This window comes from Hydrocarboniphaga sp. FW305-C-57 (assembly GCF_058783045.1).
The window spans coordinates 390,782-415,286 of the sequence record NZ_JBYSYG010000005.1; the positions used below are offsets into that span (position 1 = coordinate 390,782).

Here is a 24,505-nt window from a genome sequence, read left to right on the forward strand (position 1 = left end):
GATGCGCCGGCCAGCCGCCGTCAGGTGTCTTCCGAGACGACGTGCGGCGTTATCTTCACCAATTCCACGCGCAGCCCCTTGGTCCGGCGCACGAGCGCGGTGAAATCCTCGAACTCGGCGGTATCGCCTTCGGCCGGCACGCGGTCGAGCTTGGACATGATCAGGCCGCCGACGGTGCTGACTTCCTCTTCCTCGGCCTCCTCGATCTCGCGCCCGAGTTCGCGCTCGATGCGGTAGACCGGCGTGTCGCCCGGCACGATGAAGCTGCCGTCCGGCAGCCAGACGAAGCGCCGGTCGGTGCGGTTGCCGCGCCGGGATTCGTGCTCGTCGGTGATCTCGCCAAAGATCGCCTCGAGCACGTCTTCCATCGTCACGAAGCCGACCAGGCTGCCGTCGGCGTCGTTGACGAGCGCCAGATGCGGAGCGCCGCCGCGGAAGCGGCGCATCAGTTCGAGCGCCGATTCGGTTTCGTCCACTTCGAGCGCTTCGCGCAGGTTGTTGCGCAGGCGCTTCTGCAGATCCTCGCCCGAAGGCTCGAGCAGGATGTCCTTGATGTGCAGCACGCCGAGAATGCGCTCGCCTTCGCCCTCGGCATCGACGAGCGGATAGCGGCTGAAGCGGTGGTTCTGGATGATGCGGCGGATTTCGGCCGCGCTGTCGTCGGTGGCGATCGTCACGAGTTCGCGACGCGGGCGCATGAGGTCGCCGGCTTCGAGGTCGGCGAGCTCGAGCGTGTGCGCGACGATGGTCTTGATCTCGATCTCGGGGCCTTCGGGCGTGACCATGCGGCTGTGATGCAGGATCAGCGAGAGCTCTTCGGGGCTGTAGTAATCGCCACCGCCGTGCGAGGCCCCGTTGCCGCCCAGGCCGAACAGGCGCAGCACCGAGTTCGAGCTGTGGTTGAGCACCCAGATCGCCGGGAACATCGCCCAGTAGAACAGGAACAGCGGCGCGGCCGTGATCAGCGACAGCCGCTCGGGCTGCCGGATCGCCAGCGACTTCGGCGCGAGCTCGCCGAGCACGATGTGCAGGTAGGAGATCACCGCGAACGCGAACACGAAGGCGATGCTGTGGATCACCGTGGGCGAACCCATGCCGAGCGCGGTCAGCGGCCCTTCGAGCAGATGCGCGAACGCTGGTTCACCGACCCAGCCGAGGCCCAGCGAGGCCAGCGTGATGCCGAGCTGGCAGGCCGACAGGTAGGCGTCGAGCTGATCGTGCACCCGTCGCAGCATGCGACCGCGCCAGCCATGCGCCTTGGCGAGGTCTTCGACGCGCGTGCGGCGCAGCTTGACGATCGCGAACTCGGCGGCGACGAAGAATCCATTCAGCAGAACCAGCAGAAACGCGACGATGAGCAGCAGGCTGTCGTGAAGAACGGACATCGGGGACCAAGCAAAGGGCGAACCGCCAGTGTACGGCATGCGGCGACCGGCACCGGAAATATGACGAAGGCGTTCCGATTCCGGCGTCTGGCCCGCCGGCCGCTGGCGCAGCAGCGACCGGAAAACTGCGTTTCAGCGATTCTCGATCGTCACGTCGCCCGAGAAGCTCGACAGGTCGACGCGCGCCTTGCCGTCGCCGAGCTTGATCTCGCGCTTGCCCTTGGAGCCGCTCGTGGCGACCGCTCCGGCAATGCGGTTGTTGAAGCTGCCGCTGAAGGTGTTGACGTTCAGCGCGGCCGAGACCGGGGCCGGCACCCGCATGCGCAGGTCGCCCGACAGCGTCTCTCCGCTGATGCGCGCATCGTTGGTGAACTCGCCGGCGAGCTCGAGATCGCCCGAGATCGACTTGAGCTTGAGCTCGCTGAAGGCCGCCGCACCGGCCACCTCGGCATCGCCCGACACGGTTTCGAGCGCGAGCTTGCCCGACAGGCCGCGCGCGGTGATGTCGCCGCTGACCGTGTTGAGCTTGCTGTCGCGGCTCGGGGCCTGCACCTCGATGTCACCGCTGACCGTGCGCACCTCGAGACGCGCGGATTCGAGCTTGAGCCGCACGTCGCCGGACACCGTCGCCGCCGTCACCGCGCCGCGGGAGCCGTTGACGACGATGTCGGAGCTCACGCCGTCGAGCTGCAACTGCGCGTTCACTGGCACCTTGATCGTCAGCGTGGTGTCGCCGACGTCGCGGCGCTTGTTCGGGTTGCGCACGAGCACGTCGAGCTTGTTGCTGTCGCCGCTGACCTCGAGCTTGTCGACGCCATCGCCGAGCGTGCCGCTGATCTGCACTTCGTTTTTGGACCAGACGCTCACCTCGATGAGTCCGCTGACGTTGGAAACGTGCAGTTGGCCGTCGGCATCGAGCGGATGGCGCTCGTCGATTGGCGTTTCGGCCCAGGCGCTGGTGACCGACAGCAGCGCGGCGGTTACGAACAGCAGCGCCGGCTTGAACGACCGTGCCTGAGAAATTGTGGTGTTGAACATGAGGACTCCGTAGCCGCGGGGCGGCCTTTCAGCGCTGAGCTTTGTCGAGCAGGTGATGCAGGTTCTGCTGCTGGCCCTGGGTGGTCACCAGCAGACGCTGCAGATAAGCGGATTGCGGATCTTCGACCATCGCCCGGCGCAGCTGCGCCTCGGCGTTGTCGACGAGCTTGAGATTGGCCTTGATGAGCCCGCGATTCTGTTTGCGCAGCTCGACCGGGGCCGAGCGCCAGCTGGCCGGTACGGCCTGGGCTTCGCCGTCGAACACGGCTGCAGCGGCCGCGACGCTGCGGGCGAGCTTCGCGGTCGCTGGCTCGGCCGAGGCGATCAGCGGCTGCGAGGCGCCGTCCGGGTCGGCCATCGATCCGGCCGTCGAGATGTTCACGGGCAGCTTGCCGATCAGCATCAGCGAGACGATGGCGGCCATGAAGCTCGCCGCCGCGGCCATCGGCAGCCAGCTGCGACGGCGCGGGCGCGTGGTCTTCGCTCCAAATGCCGGTTGCTGCACGGGCGCCGGCTGGGTGCGCCCTTCCTTACGCGCATCGAGCCTGGCCTCGATGCCGGCCCACAGGTCGCGCGAGGGCTCGCGCTCCATCGTCAGGCGTTCGAGTCCCGGCACGCGATCGACCGGGCAGTCGTCTTCGTCGTCGTGCGTCTTCATTCCAGCCACTCCTTCATGAGCTTGCGGGCGCGGTGCAGCTGCGCCTTCGAGGTGCCGACGGCGATGCCGGTCAGCTCCGCGATTTCCTCGTGCTTGTAACCCTCGACGTCGTGCAGCAGCAGCACGCTGCGCGCACCGGGTGGCAGTTTGGCGAGCGCCCGTTCGAGGTCCAGGCGCTGCCCGATGCGCTGCTGCGGATGCTCGCCGAAGGCCGCGTCGCCCTCGCCTTCGGCATCGCCGGCGGCGTCGACGAGCAGATCGTCGAACGACACCCAGCGCCGCATCAGCCGGTACTCGCCGAGCACCAGGTTCACCGTGAGCCGGTGCAGCCAGGTCGAGAACTGGCTGTCGCCGCGAAAACTGCCGAGCTTCTCCCAGGCGCGCACGAAGGCATCCTGGGTGGCCTGCTCGGCCCTGCGCTCGTCTCCGTTGACGAGCCGGCAACACAGGCCGTGGATGCGCCGCACGTGCCGCCGGTACAGCTGCTCGAAGGCGCGCGCGTCACCGGCCGCGGCCGCGCGGGCCAGACCCAGGTCGGCGACGTCATCGGCGGCCGGCGCAGCGGCGGCGGGCTGGGTCGGCTGCGGCATCGGCGGCGACAGGGGCGCGGTCTCCAATTGGCGGTAGGCGATGGTCGACATCATTTGCAGGTCTGATGCGCGAACACGGCCGAAGGTTTACGCGCACCTACAATAAGCAACGCGCTGATCCGGAGCAGCTTGCCGCATGGCCACCACCGTCACCATCACCTACCTGCAGTCGTTCTCGCCGGCCGAGCTCAAGGCCGCCGCTTCCGCGCAGGCGAACGACGTCGCCCTGATCCGCGCCGAGGTGCCGAGCCCGTCGCTGAACCGCTTCCTCTACACCGCGGTCGGTGGCGACTGGTACTGGCGTGACCGCCTGGTCTGGAACTACGAGCGCTGGATGCAGTACCTGAACCGTGCCGAAGTGCAGACCTGGGTGCTCTACCGGCGCGGCACGCCGGCCGGCTACATCGAGCTCGAGCTGCAGCGCGACGGCGAGGACGTGGAGATCGTCTATTTCGGCCTGCTGCCCGAGTTCATCGGCCAGGGGCTCGGCGGCTGGCTACTATCGGAAGGCATCAAACGCGCCTGGGCGATGGGCCCGAGCCGGCGCGTCTGGGTGCACACCTGCACGCTCGACGGCCCGCATGCGCTGGCCAATTACGAGGCGCGCGGCCTGTCGATCTACAAGACCGAGAGCCTGATCGTGCCCGAGGTCGGCGAGCCCGACGGCCCCTGGCCCGGCGCGCGCCGCGTCGCATGAGCGCGACTTCGCCAGAATCATTGTTCGCGCTCGTCGCCGGGGCGCATCTGCTCGCGGTCAGTTCGCCGGGACCGGACTTCGCGATGGTGGCCCGGCAGACGCTCGCGCACGGGCGCAGCACCGGGGTCTGGACCGCGCTCGGCATCGGCAGCGGCATCGCCTTCCACGTCGCCTGGGCGATGTTCGGGCTCGGCTGGGTAGTCGAGCGCTTTCCGCTGCTGCTCGAGGTGCTGCGCTACGGTGGCGCGGCATTCCTGCTCTACATGGGCGTGTCGGCCCTGCGCGCCAGGCCGGCGCCACCAGCCGAACCCGGCACCGGCGGCGCGGGGTCAAGCACGGTACCGGGCGCGCGCCGCAGCTTCGGCGTGGGCCTGGCGACCAACCTGCTGAACCCAAAGGCGATGATGTTCTTCGTCGCGCTGTGCTCCACCGTCATCACGCGCGACACCTCGGTCGCCCTGCGCCTGGGCCTCGGCGCCTGGATGGCCGGCACGACGATGCTCTGGTTCAGCCTGGTCGCCTGGAGCCTGGGCCACGCGGCTCTCCGCGAGCGCCTGCAAAAACAGGCGCACTGGATCGATCGCGGCATGGGCGTACTGCTGGTGGGCTTGGGCTTGCTGAGCCTGGTGCGCTGACGCAGGCCTCAGTGCCCCGAAGCCCCCGCCGCCCCGTACCCCGTTTCCGATCGGACGAGCTGCTCGCCGTAGCGCAGGGTCTCCGCACGCGCGGCCGCGCTGCGGTCGCTGATCGAGCCTAGCCAGCAGCCGACGAAAGCCACCGTCATCGAGAACAGCGCCGGCGCGTCGTACGGGAAGATCGCCTCGGCGTTGCCGAGTACCTTCACCCAGACCGCCGGGCTCAGCACCGTGAGCAGCACCGCGGTGGTCAGGCCGAGCCCGCCGCCGATCAGCGCACCGCGCGTGGTCAGCCCGCGCCAGAGCATCGCGAGCAGGATGATCGGGAAGTTCGCGCTCGCGGCGATCGCGAACGCCAGGCCGACCATGAAGGCGACGTTCTGCTTTTCGAACGCGATGCCGAGGCCGATCGCCAGAATGCCGAGCGCGATGGTGGCGTAGCGCGAGACGCGCAGCTCGGCGGCATCGTTTGCCTTGCCGCGCTTGAGCACGTTCGCATAGAGATCGTGCGAGACCGCCGCCGCGCCCGACAGCGTGAGCCCGGCGACCACCGCGAGGATCGTCGCGAAGGCCACGGCCGAGATGAAGCCGAGGAACAGGTCGCCACCGACCGCATGCGCCAGATGCACGGCCGCCATGTTGCTGCCGCCGCGCAGCCCCGAGCCGTCGAGATAGAGCGCGTTGGTACCGACGAGCACGATCGCGCCGAAGCCGATGATGAAGGTCAGGATGTAGAAGTAGCCGATGAAGCCGGTCGCGTAGAGCACGCTCTTGCGCGCCTCGACCGCGTTCTTGACCGTGAAGAAGCGCATGAGGATGTGCGGCAGGCCGGCGGTGCCGAACATCAGCGCGAGCCCGAGCGACACCGCCGAGACCGGATCCTTGACGAACTTGCCGGGCGCCATGATCGCCTCGCCATCCGCATGCGCCGACACCGCGCTGCGGAACAGCGTGTCGAACGAGAAGCCCATCTTGGCCATCACCATGAAGGCCATGAAGCTCGCGCCGCCGAGCAGCAGGATCGCCTTGATGATCTGCACCCAGGTGGTCGCGAGCATGCCGCCGAAGGTCACGTAGACGATCATCAGCACGCCGACGATGACGACCGCGATGTCGTAGTCGAGCCCGAACAGCAGCTTGATGAGCTGGCCCGCGCCGACCATCTGCGCGATCAGGTAGAACGACACCACCACCAGCGTGCCGGCCGCGGACAGCATGCGGATGGGCTTCTGCTGCAACCGATAGCTCGCCACGTCGGCGAAGGTGAACTTGCCGAGATTGCGCAGGCGTTCGGCGATCATGAACATGATCACTGGCCAGCCGACGAGAAAACCGATCGAGTAGATCAGCCCGTCGAAGCCCGAGCCGAACACGAGCGCCGAAATGCCCAGGAACGAAGCCGCGGACATGTAATCGCCCGCGATCGCCATGCCGTTCTGGAAGCCCGTGATGCCGCCGCCCGCGGTGTAGAAATCCGCGCGCGACTTGGTGCGCCGTGCCGCCCAATAGGTGATCCCGAGCGTCGCCGCGACGAACGCGAAGAACATGATGATGGCGGTGAGGTTGAGCGGCTGCTTCTGCGCCTGGCCTTCGAGCGCGGCGGCGAATGCCGGCTGCTGCATCAGCAGTGCGACGAGGCCCGCGAGCAAGAGACGAACGCGACTCATGGGTTCGCTCCCTTCAGCGCTTCGGCCGCGAGGCGATCGAACTCGCCGTTGGCGCGCCAGACGTAGATGCCCGTGAGCACGATGGCCGACAGGATCACGCCGAGCCCGACCGGCATGCCGAGAGTGATCACGTCGTCGATCCTGGTCGCGAGCAGCTTCGGCGCGAACGCGACGGTCAGGATGAAGCCGTAGTAGATCGCGCACATCAGCACGGTCAGCACGATCGCGAAGCGGCCACGGCGGGCGCGCAGCCGCGCGAAGGCCGGGCTCTGGTAGATGCGCCGCACATCGGGCGGCAGGGCGGCGGATTCTTCCGACGTGAGCACGTCGGCCACGGGCGCAGCGTGGGCATTCATGAGTTTCTCCTCTCGGTTCTTATGGACTGCTGTGCGGGCCAGAATAGGCCGGGCGCCCAAGCCGCAGCCATGCGACGTTGGTCTTAAAAATGCCGGCCGCCGTGAAGACTTTGGTCTAATGCCCGCAAGCCGGAACCCCAGGACCACGACTTGCTCCCCAGCTGGCTGCTATTTCTGACCTCGGCGACCTACGTCGCCCTGCTGTTCGGCATCGCCTTCTATGGCGACCGGCGCGCGCGCCGGCTCGGCAAGCCGGTGCGCAAGCACTGGGTCTACGCGCTGGGCCTGGGCGTCTATTGCACCTCGTGGACGTTCTACGGCGCGGCCGGGCGCGCGGCGACCAGCGGCTGGGATTTTCTGCCGATCTATCTCGGGCCCGCGCTGCTGTTCGTGTTCGGCTACACGCTGCTGCGGCGCATCGTCGCGATCAGCAAGCGCCACAACATCACCTCGATCGCCGACTTCATCGGCGCGCGCTACGGGCGCCACCAGAAGCTCGCGATGCTCGTCACCGTGATCGCGGTGTTCGGCGTACTGCCCTACATCGCGCTGCAGATCAAGGCGGTGGCCTTCAGCTTCGACGTGCTCGTCGGCCCGGCGCCGGCCAACCGCGCAGACGGCAACGCCCTGCTGATCTCGTTCCTGCTCGCGCTGTTCGCGATCCTGTTCGGCACACGCCATGTGCTGTCGACCGAGAACCATCACGGCATGATGCTCGCGATCGCGTTCGAATCGATCTGCAAGCTGCTCGCGTTCATCGCCGTCGGCCTGTACGCCTGCTATGGCCTGTTCGACGGCCTTGGCGATGCGTACGCGCGGGCGCTGGCGCTGCCGCAGGTATCGGAATCGTTCACGCGGACCGACTGGCAGTTCGGCTTCCTCACGCAAACGCTGCTCGCGGGCGCGGCCGCGCTATGCCTGCCGCGGCAGTTCCACGTCACCGTGGTCGAGAACGCCGGCAGCGCCGACCTGCGCACCGCGCGCTGGATGTTTCCGCTGTATCTGGCACTGATCAGCGTGCTCGTGATGCCGATCATGGCGGCCGGCGTGCACCACCTGCCGGACTCCACGCCGACCGACGCCTACGTGCTGGCGCTGCCGCTGTCGCAGGGCCACCCGTGGCTCGCGCTGGTCGCCTACCTCGGCGGATTCTCGGCCGCGACCAGCATGGTCATCGTCTCGAGCGTCGCGCTGTCGACGATGATCTGCAACGAAGTCGCGATGCCGCTGCTGCTGAGCTGGCAACGCCTGGGCCTTGCGGGACGCACCGATCTCTCGCGCATCGTCAAGACCATCCGCCGCGCGACCATCGTCGCGCTGCTGATGCTCGCCTACCTGTACTACCGGCTGTTCACGGGACCGGGCTCGCTGGCCTCGATCGGCCTGCTGTCGTTCTCGGCCGTGCTGCATTTCCTGCCCGCGCTCGTCGCCGGGCTCTACTGGCGCCGCTCGACCTACGAAGGCGCGATCGCCGGCCTCGTCGCTGGATTCGCGAGCTGGTGCTACGTGCTGCTGCTGCCGACCGTGCTGCAGGGTTCGCCGCTGGGGCTCGCGCTGAGCACCGAAGGTCCGCTCGGCATCGGCTGGCTGCGGCCGGCGGCGATGTTCGGACTCGACGGGCTCGACCTGATCACGCACGGAACGCTCGTGAGTCTCGGCGTGCACCTGCTCGTCTTCGTCGGCGTGTCGCTCGCGTCCACGCCCGGCCTGCGCGATCGCCTGAGCACCTCGCGCTTTCTCGAAGACGAGAACGGCCAGCCCGATCTGCCGGTCGTGCCGCCGCGTTCGAACGCCACGGTCGGCGATCTGCAGGCGCTGCTCGAACGCTTCTTCGGCGCCGAGCGCGCGCGCGACTACATTGCCGAATACGGCGCGCGCTCGGGCCGCGTGCTGCAGCTCGATGCGCGCATCGAGCCCGCGCAGGCGCGCTATGTCGAGCACCTGCTCGCGAGCGCGGTCGGCAGCTCGTCCGCGCGCCTGGTGCTCGCCTCGACCCTGCGCGGACGCGACATGCAGATCGAGGACGTGGTGCGCCTGCTCGACGAAACCTCGCACGTCATCCAGTTCAATCGCGAGCTCATGCGCGCCACGCTCGAACATCTCGCGCAGGGCGTCTCGGTGGTCGACGCCGAGCTGCGCCTGGTGGCCTGGAACCAGCGCTATCTCGATCTGTTCGACTACCCGCCCGAACTGATCACGGTCGGCCGTCCGATCGAGGAGGTCATGCGTCACAACGCCGAACGCGGCCTGCTGAGCGGCGGCGACGCGACGCACGAAGCGATCGCGCGCCGGCTCGATCACATGCGCCGCGGCAACGACTACATGCACCAGCGCAAGCTGCCCAACGGCATGGTCATCGAGATTCGCGGCAACCCGATGCCGGGCGGCGGTTTCGTCACGAGCTATTCCGACGTCAGCGACTACAAGCGCAACGAAGACGCCCTGCGCGAGATCAACGAAACGCTCGAATCGCGCGTCGCCGAACGCACCGCCGAACTGACCGCGCTGAACGCGCAGCTCGCCGCCGCCAAGCGCGCGGCCGAGCAGGCCGACGAGGCCAAGACGCGCTTCTTGGCCTCGGCCTCGCACGATCTCGTGCAGCCGCTCAACGCGGCGCGCCTGTTCACCTCGGCGATCGACCGCGCGGCGCTCGCCGGGCCGCAGAGCGCACTCGTCAAGCAGGTGGAGGATTCGCTGTCGGCGGCCGAGACGCTGCTGTCGGGCCTGCTCGACATGTCGCGTCTCGATGCACGCGCGCAGGCGCCAAGGCGCGAGCATTTCGTCGTCGCCGACGTGCTCGATCCGCTCGCGGCCGAATTCCGCGTGCTCGCGGACAAGAGCGGCCTGCGCTTCCGCTACCGGCGCAGCAGCGCGGTGATCGAGAGCGATCCGCGCTTTTTACGGCGCATCATCCAGAATTTCCTGTCCAACGCCCTGCGCTACACCGTGAGCGGCCGGCTGCTGCTGGGCAGCCGTCGCATCGGCGGCGATCGCCTGCGCATCGAAGTCTGGGACACCGGCCCGGGCATCGCGGCCGAGCAGCAGCAGGTGATCTTCGAGGAGTTCCGCCGCCTGCAGGCGCAGGACGCGCGCGGCGAGCGCGGCATGGGCCTGGGGCTCGCGATCGTCGATCGCATCGCGCGCATGCTCGACCATCCGCTGGGCCTGCGCTCGCGGCCCGGTCGCGGCAGCGTGTTCTCGGTGACGGTGCCGCTCGGCACGCGCTCGCGCCTGCGCCCGGTGCCCGCGCGGCCCGCGCCTTCGGGCCACGCGCTCGCCGGTCGCCTGATCCTGTGCATCGACAACGAGCCCGCCGTGCTCGCCGGGCTCACCGCGCTGCTGCAGAGCTGGGGCTGCGAAGTGATCGCGGCGACCGACGAAAGCGGCGCGCGCAACGCGAGCGCGGATCGCATGCCGGACCTGATGCTCGTCGATTACCACCTCGACGCGGGCGTCAGCGGCGTCGAGGTCGCCGGGCGCCTGCGCCAGCACTGGCTGCGCTCGGTGCCCGGCATCGTGCTGACCGCGGATCACACGCAACAGGCGCGCAAGGACGCGCAGGAGCATGGCTTCGCACTGCTGCCCAAGCCGGTGAAACCGGCTGCCTTGCGCGCGCTCGTGAGCCGGCTCGTGAGCCAGGAGCCCTGAGCCGGTCCCGTCACTGTTTCTTCAGGACTTCCAGAGCTCGGCGAGCGCCTCGGCGGTGGCGTCGATCGCGCTCGGCTCATCGTCTCCGGTCAGCGCGTACGACATGCCATTCTCGCTCCAGTAGGCCACCGAGTAGGTGCCTTCGCGCACCGCGTCGGGACGCACGGGCGCGTTGCTGTGCTGGCGCAGCGCGAAGATCGACAGCGGCTGGCCGGCGGTGTTCTTCACCGCGATCAGCAGTGCGAGCCCGCGCTGGCTCGGGAACAGCTGCACGTCGGTGACGTGCCAGCCCTCGGGCAGCGACGGCATGCTGATCTGCGTGGCCTTCAGGATCTCGTCGGCGTCGAAGCCCGGGCTTTCGAGCTGCGAATCCATGGTCGCGCGCAGCATCGCCGCGCGATGCGAAATTTCCGCATCGACGACGTAATCGGGCGGCGCCGGCGACCGGTTCATCAGCAGGGCCGAGATCGCGACGAAGCCGAACGCCGCGGCCAGCGCGGCGGGCCCGAACAGGCGTCGCCGCTGCGGGGCCTGCAGGCGATGCGCGAGCCCGGCGATATCGGCGCGTGCCGGCGCCAGTCCCTGGTGCAGCAGTTGCAGGCCGCTGCGCGTACTGAGGTCCGTCATGACCCGTGCCGCGAGCTCGGGATGCGCCGCGAGATGATGTTCCACCGCGAAACGCCGCTCGAGGTCGAGCTGGCCGTCGACGTAGGCGTCGAGCTCGGCGGGAGCAATCGGGTCAGTCATCGTGTCGTCCTCCTCCGACGATGCGCAGCGAGGCGCCCCGCTCTGCCGTATCGAGTGTGCGCAGGACCGCACGCGCCCGGCTGAGCCTCGACATGACGGTGCCGATCGGCACGCCGAGCACCTCGGCGGCCTGCTGGTAACTGAGCCCTTCGACCGCCACCAGATGCAGCACTTCGCGCTGCGGCTCGGGCAGCGCGGCGAAGCTGCGCGCCACCTCGGCCAGGCGGCCGCGTTGCTCGGACTCGACCTGCGTCTGCTCGATCAGCGACTCGGCGAAGCGCTGGTCGCGCTGCGCTTCGGCCTGCTGGCGGCGCAGGCCCGAGACGAAGACGTTGTGCACGATCGCGAGCAGCCAGGAGCGGCGCGAACGCTGCGCATCGAAGCTCGAGCGCTTCTCGATCGCCTTGAGCAGCGCATCCTGCACCACGTCGTCGGCCCGGCTCGCGTCCGCGCAGAGCGAGCGCGCATAGCGCCGCATGGCGGCGAGGTCTTCGGCGATGTGGGCGAACAGAGAATCCGACATGTGAGCCATACGCTTGTCAGCGTGGATTTATTCCATCGGCCGTGCGCGACGTCAAAGCTCGCGAACCAGGCGCAGGCCGATCTGGGGGCGAAACGAATCGCCGCGCTGCTTTTCCATGCCCACGCCGGCCTGCACGTTGAAGGAAGCCGGCAGCTTGCGATGCAGCTGCGGCATCAGCAGCAGGCTCTCGTGCTCGCCGTCGCGGTAATTGAGCTCGAGGCCCAGCGTGGTCTGGTCGGTGGACCAGAACGTGGAATGGTTGAGGATCAGGTCATTGCGAGCGTGCGCGCTGACGCCACCGATGTCGCCGAGGCCGAGCATACTCATGCTGCTCCAGCCGCCGCCGTAGCGATGTCCGAGCATGTAGACGAGGCTGCTCAGATAGTCGCCGCCGTCGCGCTCGTAGATGCCCAGGTACTGCACGCCGTGCGCGGAACGTCCGCCGTTGAATGTACCGAACGCGGCCTGCAGTCCGAGCTTGTATTCGAGCAGTTGCGAGTTGCCGAACGGCAGCTCGAATTCGATGGCATAGCCGTCGGCGAAGGCGTATTCGATCTCCGGGGCCCAGGCAATCTCGCGTGATTCGCCCGACAGCGGGGCCGTGCCGAGCGCGTTGATCTCCGTCTCGCCTCGGGCCGCGCCGAGCGGCCGCATCATGTCGAACACCATCGGCTCCGGAATCGCCGGGTAAGCCGCATGATCGTGGCTGCCGCCGTCGGCCCAGCACGCCGTTCCGACGAACAGGCATAGCAGGCCCAGGCCCCGTATCAGGGGCGAATTGCTGCGGTCTCTCAAGCTTGGGTTTCCAGGTCGAAGCGATGGCTCTTCGCTGCGTATACGCCTGCCGCCGCGGCTTTATTCCGTCCTCGCGCCTATGGCCGGCCTGATCCTGGTCAAGGCACGGCAAGCCCGGACACGTGATGCTGCCGCCGACTTCTCTTGAAACCCGCGCCGGACCCCGCAGATAGAGGGCATCCAGCCAATACGAGGACCCGTGCGATGCGCATGGACAAACTGACGACGCAATTCCAGCAGGCGCTCGCCGATGCGCAGAGCCTGGCCGTCGGCCGCGACAGCGCGGCCATCGAGCCCGTGCATCTGGCGCTCGCCCTGCTCAATCTCGAACGCAGCGCGGTCGCCCCGCTGCTGCAGAACGCGGGCGTCGATCTGAACGGCCTGCGCAGCCGTCTGAATCAGGCCGTCGAGGCGCTGCCGCGCCTGGGCCAGGCCACCGGCGACGTCAACGTGAGCCAGGAACTCAATCGCCTGCTCAATCTGACCGACAAGCTCGCCCAGGAGAAGAAGGATCAGTTCATCTCGAGCGAGCTGTTCCTGCTCGCCGCGCTCGACGACAAGGGCGCGCTCGGCCGCGCACTGAAGGATTCCGGCGCGCGCAAGGAAACGCTGTCGGCTGCGATCGACAAGCTGCGCAACGGCGCCAAGGTCGATAGCCAGAACGCGGAAGAAAACCGCCAGTCGCTCGAGAAGTACACGATCGACCTGACCGAGCGTGCGCGCTCGGGCAAGCTCGATCCGGTGATCGGCCGCGACGAGGAAATCCGTCGCCTGATCCAGGTGCTCTCGCGCCGCACCAAGAACAATCCGGCGCTGATCGGCGAGCCCGGCGTCGGCAAGACCGCGATCGTCGAAGGCCTCGCGCAGCGCATCGTCAACGGCGAAGTGCCCGAGTCGCTCAAGAACAAGCGCCTGCTGTCGCTCGACCTCGGCAGCCTCATCGCGGGCGCCAAGTTCCGTGGTGAATTCGAGGAGCGCCTCAAGAACGTGCTCGGCGATCTGTCGAAGGCCGAAGGCGGCGTGATCCTGTTCATCGACGAGATCCACACGCTGGTCGGTGCCGGCAAGGCCGATGGCGCGATGGACGCGGGCAACATGCTCAAGCCGGCGCTCGCGCGCGGCGAGCTGCATTGCATCGGCGCGACCACGCTCGACGAATACCGCAAGTACATCGAAAAGGACGCCGCGCTCGAACGCCGCTTCCAGAAAGTGCTCGTCGGCGAGCCATCCGTCGAAGACAGCATCGCGATCCTGCGTGGCCTGAAGGCGCGCTACGAGCTGCATCACGGCGTCGACATCACCGACGGCGCGATCGTGGCCGCGGCCAAGCTCAGCCACCGCTACATCACCGATCGCAACTTGCCCGACAAGGCCATCGACCTGATCGACGAGGCCGCCTCGCGCATCCGCATCGAAAAGGACTCCAAGCCTGAGGCGATGGACCGGCTCGAACGCCGCCTGATCCAGCTCAAGATCGAGCGCGAGGCGCTCAAGAAGGAGAAGGACGAAGGCGCCAAGCGCTCGCTGGCGGCACTCGAAGAGGACATCGTCAAGCTCGAACGCGAGTACGCCGATCTCGAAGAAATCTGGAAGGCCGAGATGGCCACGGTTTCGGGCTCCGCGCACATCAAGGAAGAGATCGAGCGCGTGCGCCTGGACATGGAAACCGCGCGTCGTGCGGGCGATCTGTCGCGCATGGCCGAATTGCAGTATGGCAAGCTGCCCGAGCTCGAGCGGCGTCTGGCTGCGTCGAGCACCGAGCAGAAGCAGGCCAAGGCCACGCTCGTGCGCAACAACGTGACCGAGGAAGAAATCGCCGAAGTCGTCGGCCGCTGGACCGGCATTCCGGTCGCCAAACTCATGGAAGGCGAGCGCGACAAGCTGCTGCGCATGGAAGAGGCGCTGCACGAGCGCGTGGTCGGCCAGAACGAGGCCGTGACGGCGGTCAGCAACGCGATCCGTCGTTCGCGCGCCGGCCTGTCCGACCCGAATCGTCCGATCGGATCGTTCCTGTTCCTCGGCCCCACGGGCGTCGGCAAGACCGAGCTCTGCAAGGCGCTCGCGAGCTTCTTGTTCGACACCGAAGAGGCGATGGTGCGCATCGACATGAGCGAGTTCATGGAGCGCCACAGCGTCGCGCGCCTGATCGGCGCGCCTCCGGGCTATGTCGGCTTCGAGGAAGGCGGTTATCTGACCGAGGCCGTGCGCCGCCGCCCCTACTCCGTCGTGCTGCTCGACGAGGTCGAGAAGGCGCATCCGGACGTGTTCAACGTGCTGCTGCAGGTGCTCGACGATGGTCGCCTGACCGATGGCCAGGGCCGCACCGTGGACTTCCGCAACGCGGTCATCGTGATGACGAGCAATCTCGGCTCGAACCTGATCCAGGACATGATGAGCACGCAGTCGTCGAGCAACGATTACGCGGCCATTCGCGAAGCCGTGATGACCGTGGTCGGCCAGCATTTCCGGCCCGAGTTCATCAACCGCATCGACGAGTCGGTGGTGTTCCACCCGCTGGGTTCGCAGCAGATTCGTTCGATCGCCAAGGTGCAGTCGCAGAACGTGGTCAAGCGGCTCGCCGAGCGCAACATCGCGATCGAATTCAGCGACGCGGCGCTCGACAAGATCGCCGAGGCCGGCTACGACCCGGTGTATGGCGCGCGCCCGCTCAAGCGCGCGATCCAGACGATGATCGAGAATCCGCTTGCGCTGCAGATACTCGACGGGCGGTTTGCGGCGGGCGATCGGATCGTGGTCGGCGTGAGCGACGGCAAGGTTTCCTTCGCTGCTGGTTGATGCTGTGTGTTCCTCTCTCCCGCGTGCGGGAGAGAGTCCCTCGCGTCAGCGAGGGGAGTGAGGGAGCACCGGGTGGAATGTGCGCCCGCCCAGGGCTTGTCCCTCACCCGGCGCTGCGCGCACCCTCTCCCGCACGCGGGAGAGGGGACGGCGGCAAGAAGCATCCAAGCCCCAGATTCGGCACAATCCGCGCCTGCTTTTACTGAGGACGTGGATGCCAGCCTGCAAGCGGCCCGCTTTTTCCTGCATCGTCGCATGGGCGCTCGCGTGCTCATCGCAGCCGGCGATGGCCGATGAAACCGCTGCCACGGCCGAACTGCCCGAAATCATCGTCACCGCGCAGAAGACCGCGCAAAGCATCGAGCGCGTGCCGCTGTCGGTCGGCACCGTCGCCGGTGAGCTGTTCCAGCAAAGCGGGGCCACCGGCTTCGCGGACATGCAAGGCTACGTCGGCAACGTCACGATCGCGCTGTCGCCGACCGGTGGCGACTTCTTCGTGCGCGGCTTCGGCACCCTGTCGACCAACGCGGGCTTCGAGCCTTCGGTCGGCACCGTCGTCGATGGCGTGTTCTACGGCCGCTCGAATTTCCTTTCGGTGTTCTTCAACGACGTCGATCGCATGGAAGTGCTGCGCGGCCCGCAAGGCACCTTGTTCGGCAAGAACAGCACGGCCGGCGTCTTCAACCTCGTCACGCGTGGACCCGGTCCCGGCAACGGCGGCGTTGGCGAAGCATTCATTTCGGACAGCGGCGAATACGCCTTGCGCCCGGTGCTCAACATGGTCTTCGACGAGCATTGGTCCGCGCGCCTGTCCGGCAATTTCTCGCGCGACGACCAGGGTGAGCTGTTCAACACCGATCTCGATCGCGACGAAGTGAACGTCGCCCAGGACACACTGCGCCTGCGCGTGCGCTACGACTCCGAGAAGATCCGCACCGACTTCGGCGCCTTCTATTCCGACCAGCGCCTCAACGCGAACAACTTCCAGCTGATCGAAGTCTCCGATCCGATGCTGCAACTCATGCGGCAGCACGACGCGGATGCCGAGGGCCAGCTCGACTTTCGCAACTCGGCCAACGTACCCGCGCGCGGGGCGACGCGCTTCGTCGGTGCCAATGCGACGGTCGATTATCCGCTCGATGGTCTGTACGGCATCGACACGCTCGACTTCACCGCGATCAGCGCCTACGCGCGGCAGGTGATCGAAGATCGCGACATCGATGCGGATTTCAGCTCGATTCCGTTCATCCGCGACACCCTGATCGACCCGAGCCCGTTTCGCCAGCTGAGCCAGGAATTCCGCTTCACCGGACACGACGACAACGTGCTCGGCTTCGGCCATGCGATCGACTTCGTCATCGGCGGCTACTGGTACGAATCCACGCTCAATGCCAACGACGTGTTCCGCGTCGAAGACCTCGGCGCCGCGCTGTCCTATGTCACCGCGGCGCAGGCCGGCGCTCCGAACGCGAACGCCGGCCTGCAGTTGCTTGGAACGCCGCTCACGCGGCTCGCGTTCCCGATCGGCCGGCTCGTCGACCTGCTGAACCCGGTGCTCAATCCGCTGCTCGGTGGCGATCAGGCCGCGTACGTGACGCTGGACCAGAAGACCAGCACGCAGGCCATATTCGGACAGATGGAATATTTCGTTCTCGACGACTGGGCACTCATCGCGGGCGCGCGCGTCGGCCGCGAGCACAAGCAGGGCCATTTCACGAGCACCGCCGAAGGCTTTCTGATTCCGCTGATCGCCGATCAGAACGATCACGACACGCACCTGAGCCGCACCGAAACCGAGTTCTCGCCCAAGCTCGGGCTCAAGTGGCAGATGCTTCCGAACGCGAACACCTACCTGAGCTGGACGCGCGGCTACAAGAGCGGCGGCTTCAATGCGCTGCCGCTCAACGATCGCAATCTGGAGTTCGATCCCGAGCGCGCGACGAGCCTCGAACTCGGCGCCAAGGCGCGCCTGCTGCAAGGCTCGCTGCGTCTTTCCGCCGCGCTGTTCGATACGCGCTTCGACAACCTGCAGGTCTCGACCTTCGCGACCGACAGCGGCGCCGCGGCACCGGTGTTTCTGAATGCGGCGAGCGCGCGCTCGCGCGGTGGCGAACTCGAGGTGCACTGGATGCTGCCGCTGCGTGGTCTCGCCTTCTACGGCTCGGCCGGTTACGCAGACGCCTACTATCGAAGCTATCCCGATGCGCCCGCACCGGCGATGTCGGAAGACTCGACGCAGGATCTGAGCGGCCGCACGCTGTCGAACGCGCCGCGCTGGACCGCGGCCGCGATTCCATCGTTCACACTCCCGTTGCCGCGCGATCTGCTCGCCACTCTCGCGATCGAGACCTTGTATCGCAGCCAGCGCTACGTCGACGTCGATCTCGACCCGGTGACCTTGCAGAAGGCCACCACCGAGCTCAACACGCGCCTCGTGTTCGGTACGCGCGCCGGCGGCTGGACCTTGAGCCTGGCCGCCCGCAATCTCACGCGCGAAGTGATCGTCGATCAGGTACTCGATCAGCCGCTCGCGGCTGGCAATTACGTGGCCTCGCGCGCGGATCGCGGACGGCGCCTGTCGGCGAATCTGATCGTCGAGTTCTGACGCATGCCGCGCATCCACAAGAACCACGCGCTGCTGCCCTACGGCGACGGCTGCGTGCAGAACAACGCCTGGGGCTATGCGGGTGACGATCCGCCGCAGAGCGCCTCGACCCCGCCCGGCGACGAGCTCGGCTGGCAGTGGGATTGGCCCGCGAGTACCGGACACGAGGCCTCGCAGGTGGTCGCGTATCCCGAGATCATCCACGGCAAGAAGCCCTTCCTCGATCGTTCGACGCTGGCGACGCTGCCTGCGCCACTTGCGGCGATCGAGCGCATTCGCATCGCCTACGTCACGCAGACGCGCGCCAAGGGCCACTACAATGCGGCTTTCGAGCTCTGGCTCGTCGACGATGCGCAGGCCAGGCCCGAGCACATTCAGGCCGAGGTCATGGTGTGGATCGCAAAACGCGGTCTCGAACCGGCCGGTGATTGCATTGCGACCGTCGACACCCCGTACGGGAAAGCCGATCTGTTCGAGACGCAGATGCAGCACTGGCGCTACTACGCCTTCGTGCTGCGCGAGGAAATGCCGGCCCGCGTGATCGACCTGATGGTCTTCGTACGCGAGCTGCTGGCACGAAAACGGCTCGATGGAAACGAACTTATCGCGAGCGTCGAGTTCGGAAATGAGATCGCCCACGGCAAGGGCCGCACGGTGATCGAGAAGTACAGCCTCGACATCGGCTGAAACTGCGGCGGAACGCAGCACCGGGCACGCCGGCTGCTGAAGTCGCAACGCAAACAGGAAGCTTCAACAAGAGAAGGGAATCTCATGAACGAAATGCTGGACTATCTGCGCACCCAGGCCCCGCCATGGGCCTGGACCGGCCTCGCGGCGGCGATCGCGCTGCTGCTCGTGATCCTGGCCATGCGCATCTTCCGGCTCGCGGCGACGCGCGCCACGAGCCATCACTCGGTGCTCGGCATGATCGTGCGGCGCACCGAGGTGCCGCTGACCTTCGTCGTCTCGATGATCGCGCTCAACGTGGTGCTGCAGGCGGCGCCGAACGATCTGACCGCCATCGGCACGGTGCGACATGGAATCGGCGTGACGCTGATCGTCGCCATGACGATCTTCCTGCTGCGCTGCGTGCGCGTAGCCGGCGAAGCGATCGTCGCGTTGAACCCCTATGATGCGGCCGACAACCTGCGCGCCCGTTCTCTGCTCACGCAGACCAAGGTGCTCACGCGCACGCTGTACGGCGTGATCCTGCTGATCGGCACCTCGATCGCACTCATGACGTTTCCGGGCGTGCGCCAGGTGGGCGCGAGCCTGCTCGCCTCCGCCGGCATCGCCGGTCTGGCGGTCGGCCTCGCGGCCAAGCCGGTGCTCGGCAACATGCTCGCGGGCCTGCAGATCGCGCTCACGCAGCCGATCCGCATCGACGACGTGCTCGTGCTCGAAGGCGAATGGGGCCGCGTCGAGGAGATCAACGGCAGCTACGTGGTGGTGGCGATCTGGGACCAGCGCCGGCTCGTGGTGCCGCTGCAGTACTTCATCGAAAAGCCGTTCCAGAACTGGACCCGCAAGACCTCGCAGATACTCGGCACGGTGATGCTCTGGGTGGACTACCGGCTGCCGGTCGACCCGGTGCGCGCCGAGGTCACGCGGCTCTGCGAGCAGGACAAGGATTGGGACGGGCGCGTCGGCATCGTGCAGGTGACCGACACGAGCAATTCGACGATGCAATTGCGCGTGCTGCTGTCGTCCGAGAACTCCGGGCGCAATTTCGACCTGCGCTGCCGCGTTCGCGAAGGGCTGATCGCCTTCATCGCGCGGGAATACCCGCTCTACCTGCCGCATCTGCGCGCCGAGATCATGAAGGGCGAGACGCCCGGGGCCGCGCCCTCGCCGGTACACGAACCACATGCGCCGGAGAGCTCGCCGACGCCGACGGCTCCGCAGACGCACGAGCCGCCGCCGGCACCGATCCCGGCCGCCACGACGGCCGCCGGCTGAGCCGGTTATTTCGTACCCGCAACGATCGATCTCCGAATCCGCTTACACTCCAGGCTCCAACCCTCGCGTTCCACGGCTGGAGCGTCATGCCCCCGGATGACCAGAGCGCCGATCCGGCCGTAAGCAGTGCCATCGCGGCCGACGTCGCCGCGATCGGGCGCATCGGCGCCATCGGTTCGATTCTCGAGATCGCCTGCCGCTCCACCGGCATGCGCTTCGCCGCGGTGGCCCGCGTGACCGCGGACAGCTGGACCGCCTGCGCGGTACGCGACGAGATCGCCTTCGGCCTGGGCGTCGGTGGGGAGCTGCCGATCCTGACCACCATCTGCCACGAGATTCAGCAAAACCACGTGGCCGTGGTCATCGACCACGTCGCCGAGGATCCGCTGTTCCGCGATCACCACACGCCGCGGCTCTACGGCTTCCAGAGCTACGTGTCGGTGCCGATCTTCCGCAAGAGCGGCGAGTTCTTCGGCACGCTCTGCGCGATCGACCCGGCGCCGGCGCAGCTGCGGGCGACCAAGGCGATCGCCACCTTCGAGGCCTTCGCCGAACTGATCAGCGAGCAGCTCGAAACCGAGAACCTGCTGCTGCAAAGCCAGGCCCAGCTGCTCGATGCGCACGAGACCGCCGAGCTGCGCGAGCAGTTCATCGCCGTCATCGGCCACGATCTGCGCAACCCCTTGTCGGCCGTGAACGCCTGCGCCGAAGCCCTGCTGCGCATGTCGCTGCCGGAGCTGCAGAACCGGCTCGCGCAGACCATCCTGAGCAGCAGCCAGCGCATGGCCGGGCTCGTCGACAACCTGCTCGATTTCGCCCGCGGCCGGCTCGGCGGCGGCATCGCGCTCGATCGCCAGATCGAGGGCAACCTGGCGCTGTCCCTGCAGCGCGTGATCGCCGAAGTGGCGGCGATTCATCCGCACCGGGGGCTGCGCGTCGACCTCGATTGCGAGCAGCCGGTCTACTGCGATGCCGACCGCATCGCCCAGATCCTGTCGAACCTGCTCGCCAACGCCTACACGCACGGAGATCCGCGTCAGGGCGTGGCGGTGTGCGCGCGTGTCGAGAACGACGAGTTCACGCTCGCGGTGACGAACCAGGGGCCGCCGATTCCGGCCGAGCGCATTCCGCAGCTGTTCCAGCCGTTCTTTCGCCACACCCACAAGGCGCAGGCCGATGGGCTCGGCCTGGGGCTGTTCATCGCCGCCGAACTCGCACGGGCGCACGAGGGGCGCATCGAGGTCGAGTCGGGCGAGGCCGGCACCACCTTCAGCCTGCGCTTTCCGGCCCAGGCTCCGGCCGGCGCGCCAGACGTCTGAGTGCGCTCAGGCGCCGGTGCGGTTCGGATCGCGCCAGGCGCGTTCGAACGGCAGCCGCCAGGCATGCGGGGCGACCAGCTGGTGGATCGCCTTCGGCCCCCAGGAACCCGGCTCGTAGAAGCGCACGGGCGGCGGGTTTTCGAGCAGCGGAGCCGAGACTTCCCACAACCGTTCGATGCCGTCGGCCGTCGTGAACAGCGTGTGGTCGCCGCGCATGGCGTCGAGGATCAGGCGCTCGTAGGCCTCGAGCACATCGCCGATCAGGCCGGTGTCGTGCATCGCGAACTGCAGGCTCAGCTTGTCGAGCCGCATGCCCGGGCCGGGCCGCTTGCCATAGAACGACAGCGAGACCTTGGAGGCGTCGGCCAGATCGAAAGTCAGATGATCGGGCCCCTGCGCGCCGACACCCGAACCGGGCGGAAACATGCGCTTGGGCGGCTCGCGGAACGCGATCGAGATGATGCGCTGGCCTTCGGCGAGCCGTTTGCCGGTGCGCAGATAGAACGGCACGCCGGCCCACCGCCAGTTGTCGATATGGCACTTGAGCGCGATGAAGGTTTCGGTCTCCGAGGCCGGATCGACGCCCTCCTCACTGCGATAGCCCGCGTACTGTCCGCGCACGACATTGGCCGGCTCGAGCGGCAGCAGGCTGCGAAAGACCTTATTCTTCTCCTCGCTGATCGGTGCCGGCTCCAGCGAAGTGGGCGCCTCCATCGCCATGAAGCCGAGGATCTGGAACAGGTGCGTCACCACCATGTCGCGAAACGCCCCGACCTGCTCGTAGAACGCCGAGCGCTTGCCCAGGCCCAGCGTCTCGGGCACGTCGATCTGCACGTGATCGATGAAGTTGCGGTTCCAGATCGGCTCGAACAGGCCGTTGGCGAAGCGGAACGCGAGGATGTTCTGCGCCGGCTCCTTGCCGAGGAAGTGGTCGATGCGAAAGATCTGCTCCTCGCCGAAGACTTCGTGCAGATTCGCGTTGAGCGAAACCGCGCTCGCCAGATCGGTGCCGAAGGGCTTCTCCATGATGATGCGCGAGCCCTGCGACAGCCCGGCCGCGTGCAGCATGCGCACCGCCGGCAGCGCCGCCTTCGGAGGCACGCTGAGATAGTGCAGCAGCCGCGTCTCGCCACCGAGCGACTGCTGCGCGCGCTCGACCGCGCCCTTGAGCGCGCGCTCGGCCGACGACAGCGGCACGTAATCGAGCGTGGCCGCGAAGGCCTCCCACTCCGAGGCGCTCGGCTTGCGCATGGAGAAATCCTCGAGCGCCTGGCGCGCAATGCCGCGAAACGCCTCGGCATCGAGCTCGTCGAGCGAAACGCCGATGATGCGACAGCCCGGGATGAAACCCGCGTTGGACAGGTGAAACAGCCCCGGCAGCAGCTTGCGCCGCGACAAGTCGCCTGTCGCGCCGATCAGCACGACCACCTGTGGAAAACGCGGTCCGACGCCGGGATGAACTTTTGCCACGTGAATGCTCCTTGCTCGTCCGGATGCCCGCCGTATGCGTAGCAATACGAGCGCCAGCCTAGCAGGCTGATGCCGGGTCTTTCCCGCGGTCTTCGAGCTCTTGCGTCGTTTCGGGCCAGGGCATGCCGTGTGGAGCATCCGGATGCCACCTTGCCCACCGTCCTGGAGCACGACGATCAGCGGGATCAGGCCGCGCATCCCGGTGCGCCCGGTCGCATGGTGACGCTTGCCGTGAAAATGGACGGAGCGTTTAATCCAGACTGGTAAGCCTCTCGGCTTCAGGCCGCATCGAAATTGGAGTGTCATGGAATTTGCAGACCGGCTTGGCCCGAATGGGCCAGAAAAGCCCAACGAGGTGCCCCGTAAACAAGTCGCGCCACAATCCCGGCATTGACCGTACGGAGACAATAGCTCGTGTTCACCAAGCTACCTCGATGGGTTGAGGTCAGTGGCTTCTGGCTCGCGGCGATCGCAGGTTCCGTGAATGCGATAGGGCTCTTGGGCTTCAAGCATCAAGGGGTGTCTCATCTCACCGGCACGTCGACGCTGCTCGGCTTGTCGCTGGTGAATCTCGATGCAGCAGAGAGCGTGCACCTTTTTCTCATCATCATCTCGTTCGTGGCGGGTGCGGCTCTGAGCGGAGTCATCACTAACGGCGCCGTTCTGCGCTTGGGCCGCAGATACAGCGTCGCATTGATCATTGAATCAGCATTGCTCTTGTGGGCAATGGTGGCACTGGGTCGCGGGTCCGACTCAGGGCATTTCTTGGCATCCGCAGCCTGCGGGCTGCAAAACGGCATGGTCAGCACCTACAGCGGCGCGTCTATCCGAACCACACATGTGTCCGGCTTGTTCACGGACCTCGGCACGATGCTGGGAGCCAGATTACGAGGCCACCCGTTCGACACGAGAAAAGCGACCCTTTTCCTGCTGCTCATTACCGGCTTCATCCTGGGCGGCTCCGTCGGTGGCTACAGCTTCCAACGCTTGCAGTTCACCGCACTTGCCATCCCGGCGGGCGCTGCGCTTTTGCTGGCCATCACCTACTGGGTGTACAGGCACATGGGCGGAGCGGATGGCTGATATCGGACCGCTTTGTGTGAAGCACCGAGGTTAAGCTTGAACTCGCCCGCGCTTTTGTGCTCAGCCTCGCTGAACGTCATACACGTATAGCCGTCGGCTCCATCTCGCAACCGGACGCATGGTTCTGAACCGCCCCGGAGAACTCGGAGGCTCCATAACTTGAGAGAATGGAGCTATGGCAAGAGTATCGAAGTATTCCCCGGAGATGCAGGAGCGGGCGGTTCGGCTGGTGCTGGAGCATCAGTCGGAGCATGACTCGCAGTGGGCAGCGATTGCGTCGGTTGCCGCGAAGATTGGCTGCACGGCCGAGACGCTGCGGCGCTGGGTTCGGCAGGTCGAGCGTGACGCGGGCGTACGGCCTGGACCGACGACGGCCGAGCTCGAGCGGATCAAGGCGCTGGAGCGCGAAGTCCAAGAGCTGCGGCAAGCCAACGAGATCCTGCGCAAGGCCAGCGCGTATTTTGCCCAGGCGGAGCTCGACCGCCCGCTCAAACGATGATTGCGTTTATCGACGATCACCGGAAGGTCCATGGG

At 67.0% G+C, this 24,505-nt stretch carries 19 protein-coding genes, 1 pseudogene and 1 other annotated feature; of the genes and pseudogenes, 10 read left to right on the top strand and 10 right to left on the bottom strand.

What is annotated here, in order from left to right:
* Positions 1-20: 20 nt before the first annotated feature.
* From AC3WUM_RS13165 to AC3WUM_RS13180, 4 genes are all read right to left on the bottom strand, one after another.
* Entirely contained in the window at positions 21-1,385 is a 1,365-nt protein-coding gene (locus tag AC3WUM_RS13165) for a hemolysin family protein (RefSeq protein WP_492410767.1), read from the bottom strand.
* 132 nt (positions 1,386-1,517) lie between these two features.
* Complete coding sequence (locus AC3WUM_RS13170; protein WP_492410768.1) at positions 1,518-2,423, bottom strand: DUF4097 family beta strand repeat-containing protein; 906 nt, start codon at positions 2,421-2,423, stop codon at positions 1,518-1,520.
* Between the two features lie 28 nt (positions 2,424-2,451).
* Positions 2,452-3,081, bottom strand: coding sequence for a hypothetical protein (locus tag AC3WUM_RS13175; protein WP_492410769.1), 630 nt, complete (start codon positions 3,079-3,081; stop codon positions 2,452-2,454).
* Positions 3,078-3,722 carry an RNA polymerase sigma factor gene (locus AC3WUM_RS13180; protein ID WP_492410799.1) on the bottom strand — a complete coding sequence of 215 codons (645 nt, stop codon included), beginning with the start codon at positions 3,720-3,722 and terminating at the stop codon, positions 3,078-3,080. Before AC3WUM_RS13180 ends, AC3WUM_RS13175 begins: the two co-directional genes overlap by 4 nt.
* Positions 3,723-3,807: 85 nt before the next feature.
* Here AC3WUM_RS13180 and AC3WUM_RS13185 point away from each other — a divergent pair, with 85 nt between their 5' ends.
* Both AC3WUM_RS13185 and AC3WUM_RS13190 read left to right on the top strand, forming a co-directional pair.
* Positions 3,808-4,368 (top strand): GNAT family N-acetyltransferase, encoded by a 561-nt coding sequence (locus tag AC3WUM_RS13185; protein ID WP_492410770.1) that lies wholly within the window; start codon positions 3,808-3,810, stop codon positions 4,366-4,368.
* A complete protein-coding gene (locus tag AC3WUM_RS13190) occupies positions 4,365-5,003 on the top strand; it encodes a LysE family translocator (protein WP_492410771.1) in 639 nt (212 codons plus the stop codon). The genes AC3WUM_RS13185 and AC3WUM_RS13190 overlap by 4 nt, the downstream gene beginning before the upstream one ends.
* A gap of 8 nt (positions 5,004-5,011) precedes the next feature.
* Here the strand turns inward: AC3WUM_RS13190 and AC3WUM_RS13195 are convergent, their stop codons facing one another.
* Positions 5,012-6,670: a cation acetate symporter gene (locus tag AC3WUM_RS13195; protein WP_492410773.1), complete on the bottom strand. Its 1,659-nt coding sequence runs from the start codon at positions 6,668-6,670 to the stop codon at positions 5,012-5,014.
* Complete coding sequence (locus AC3WUM_RS13200; RefSeq protein ID WP_492410774.1) at positions 6,667-7,026, bottom strand: DUF485 domain-containing protein; 360 nt, start codon at positions 7,024-7,026, stop codon at positions 6,667-6,669. The genes AC3WUM_RS13195 and AC3WUM_RS13200 overlap by 4 nt, the downstream gene beginning before the upstream one ends.
* A gap of 150 nt (positions 7,027-7,176) precedes the next feature.
* Here AC3WUM_RS13200 and AC3WUM_RS13205 point away from each other — a divergent pair, with 150 nt between their 5' ends.
* Positions 7,177-10,674 carry a PAS domain-containing hybrid sensor histidine kinase/response regulator gene (locus tag AC3WUM_RS13205; protein WP_492410775.1) on the top strand — a complete coding sequence of 1,166 codons (3,498 nt, stop codon included), beginning with the start codon at positions 7,177-7,179 and terminating at the stop codon, positions 10,672-10,674.
* A 21-nt stretch (positions 10,675-10,695) separates the two neighbouring features.
* Here AC3WUM_RS13205 and AC3WUM_RS13210 read toward each other — a convergent pair whose 3' ends face one another.
* Genes AC3WUM_RS13210 through AC3WUM_RS13220 form a run of 3 tightly spaced genes read right to left on the bottom strand, consistent with a single transcriptional unit; the run spans position 10,696 to position 12,739 of the window.
* Positions 10,696-11,421, bottom strand: a complete 726-nt coding sequence (locus tag AC3WUM_RS13210) for an anti-sigma factor family protein (protein ID WP_492410776.1) — start codon at positions 11,419-11,421, stop codon at positions 10,696-10,698.
* Positions 11,414-11,944, bottom strand: coding sequence for a sigma-70 family RNA polymerase sigma factor (locus tag AC3WUM_RS13215; RefSeq protein ID WP_492410777.1), 531 nt, complete (start codon positions 11,942-11,944; stop codon positions 11,414-11,416). The genes AC3WUM_RS13210 and AC3WUM_RS13215 overlap by 8 nt, the downstream gene beginning before the upstream one ends.
* Positions 11,945-11,995: 51 nt before the next feature.
* Entirely contained in the window at positions 11,996-12,739 is a 744-nt protein-coding gene (locus AC3WUM_RS13220) for a hypothetical protein (protein WP_492410778.1), read from the bottom strand.
* Between the two features lie 204 nt (positions 12,740-12,943).
* Here AC3WUM_RS13220 and clpB point away from each other — a divergent pair, with 204 nt between their 5' ends.
* From clpB to AC3WUM_RS13245, 5 genes are all read left to right on the top strand, one after another.
* Positions 12,944-15,535 carry an ATP-dependent chaperone ClpB gene (gene clpB / locus AC3WUM_RS13225; RefSeq protein ID WP_492410779.1) on the top strand — a complete coding sequence of 864 codons (2,592 nt, stop codon included), beginning with the start codon at positions 12,944-12,946 and terminating at the stop codon, positions 15,533-15,535.
* A 286-nt stretch (positions 15,536-15,821) separates the two neighbouring features.
* Positions 15,822-18,140: a TonB-dependent receptor gene (locus tag AC3WUM_RS13230; protein WP_492410780.1), complete on the top strand. Its 2,319-nt coding sequence runs from the start codon at positions 15,822-15,824 to the stop codon at positions 18,138-18,140.
* Positions 18,141-18,143: 3 nt separating this feature from the next.
* Entirely contained in the window at positions 18,144-18,827 is a 684-nt protein-coding gene (locus AC3WUM_RS13235; protein ID WP_492410781.1) for a GH12 family glycosyl hydrolase domain-containing protein, read from the top strand.
* 84 nt (positions 18,828-18,911) lie between these two features.
* Positions 18,912-20,099, top strand: a complete 1,188-nt coding sequence (locus tag AC3WUM_RS13240) for a mechanosensitive ion channel family protein (RefSeq protein ID WP_492410782.1) — start codon at positions 18,912-18,914, stop codon at positions 20,097-20,099.
* A gap of 86 nt (positions 20,100-20,185) precedes the next feature.
* The gene (locus AC3WUM_RS13245) at positions 20,186-21,418 is read left to right on the top strand and encodes a GAF domain-containing sensor histidine kinase (protein WP_492410783.1); all 1,233 of its coding nucleotides are present in this window, start codon (positions 20,186-20,188) and stop codon (positions 21,416-21,418) included.
* A gap of 6 nt (positions 21,419-21,424) precedes the next feature.
* On the opposite strand, the gene zwf is transcribed toward AC3WUM_RS13245, so the two are convergent.
* The gene (gene zwf / locus AC3WUM_RS13250; RefSeq protein WP_492410784.1) at positions 21,425-22,888 is read right to left on the bottom strand and encodes a glucose-6-phosphate dehydrogenase; all 1,464 of its coding nucleotides are present in this window, start codon (positions 22,886-22,888) and stop codon (positions 21,425-21,427) included.
* 414 nt (positions 22,889-23,302) lie between these two features.
* On the opposite strand from zwf, the gene AC3WUM_RS13255 reads away from it, so the two are divergent.
* Positions 23,303-23,971: a YoaK family protein gene (locus tag AC3WUM_RS13255; protein ID WP_492410785.1), complete on the top strand. Its 669-nt coding sequence runs from the start codon at positions 23,303-23,305 to the stop codon at positions 23,969-23,971.
* A gap of 175 nt (positions 23,972-24,146) precedes the next feature.
* Positions 24,147-24,505 (top strand): annotated as a pseudogene (locus AC3WUM_RS13260) (transposase); the annotation flags it as partial.
* Positions 24,425-24,505 (top strand) — a sequence feature (AL1L pseudoknot). This feature is flagged as partial in the annotation. It overlaps the preceding pseudogene by 81 nt.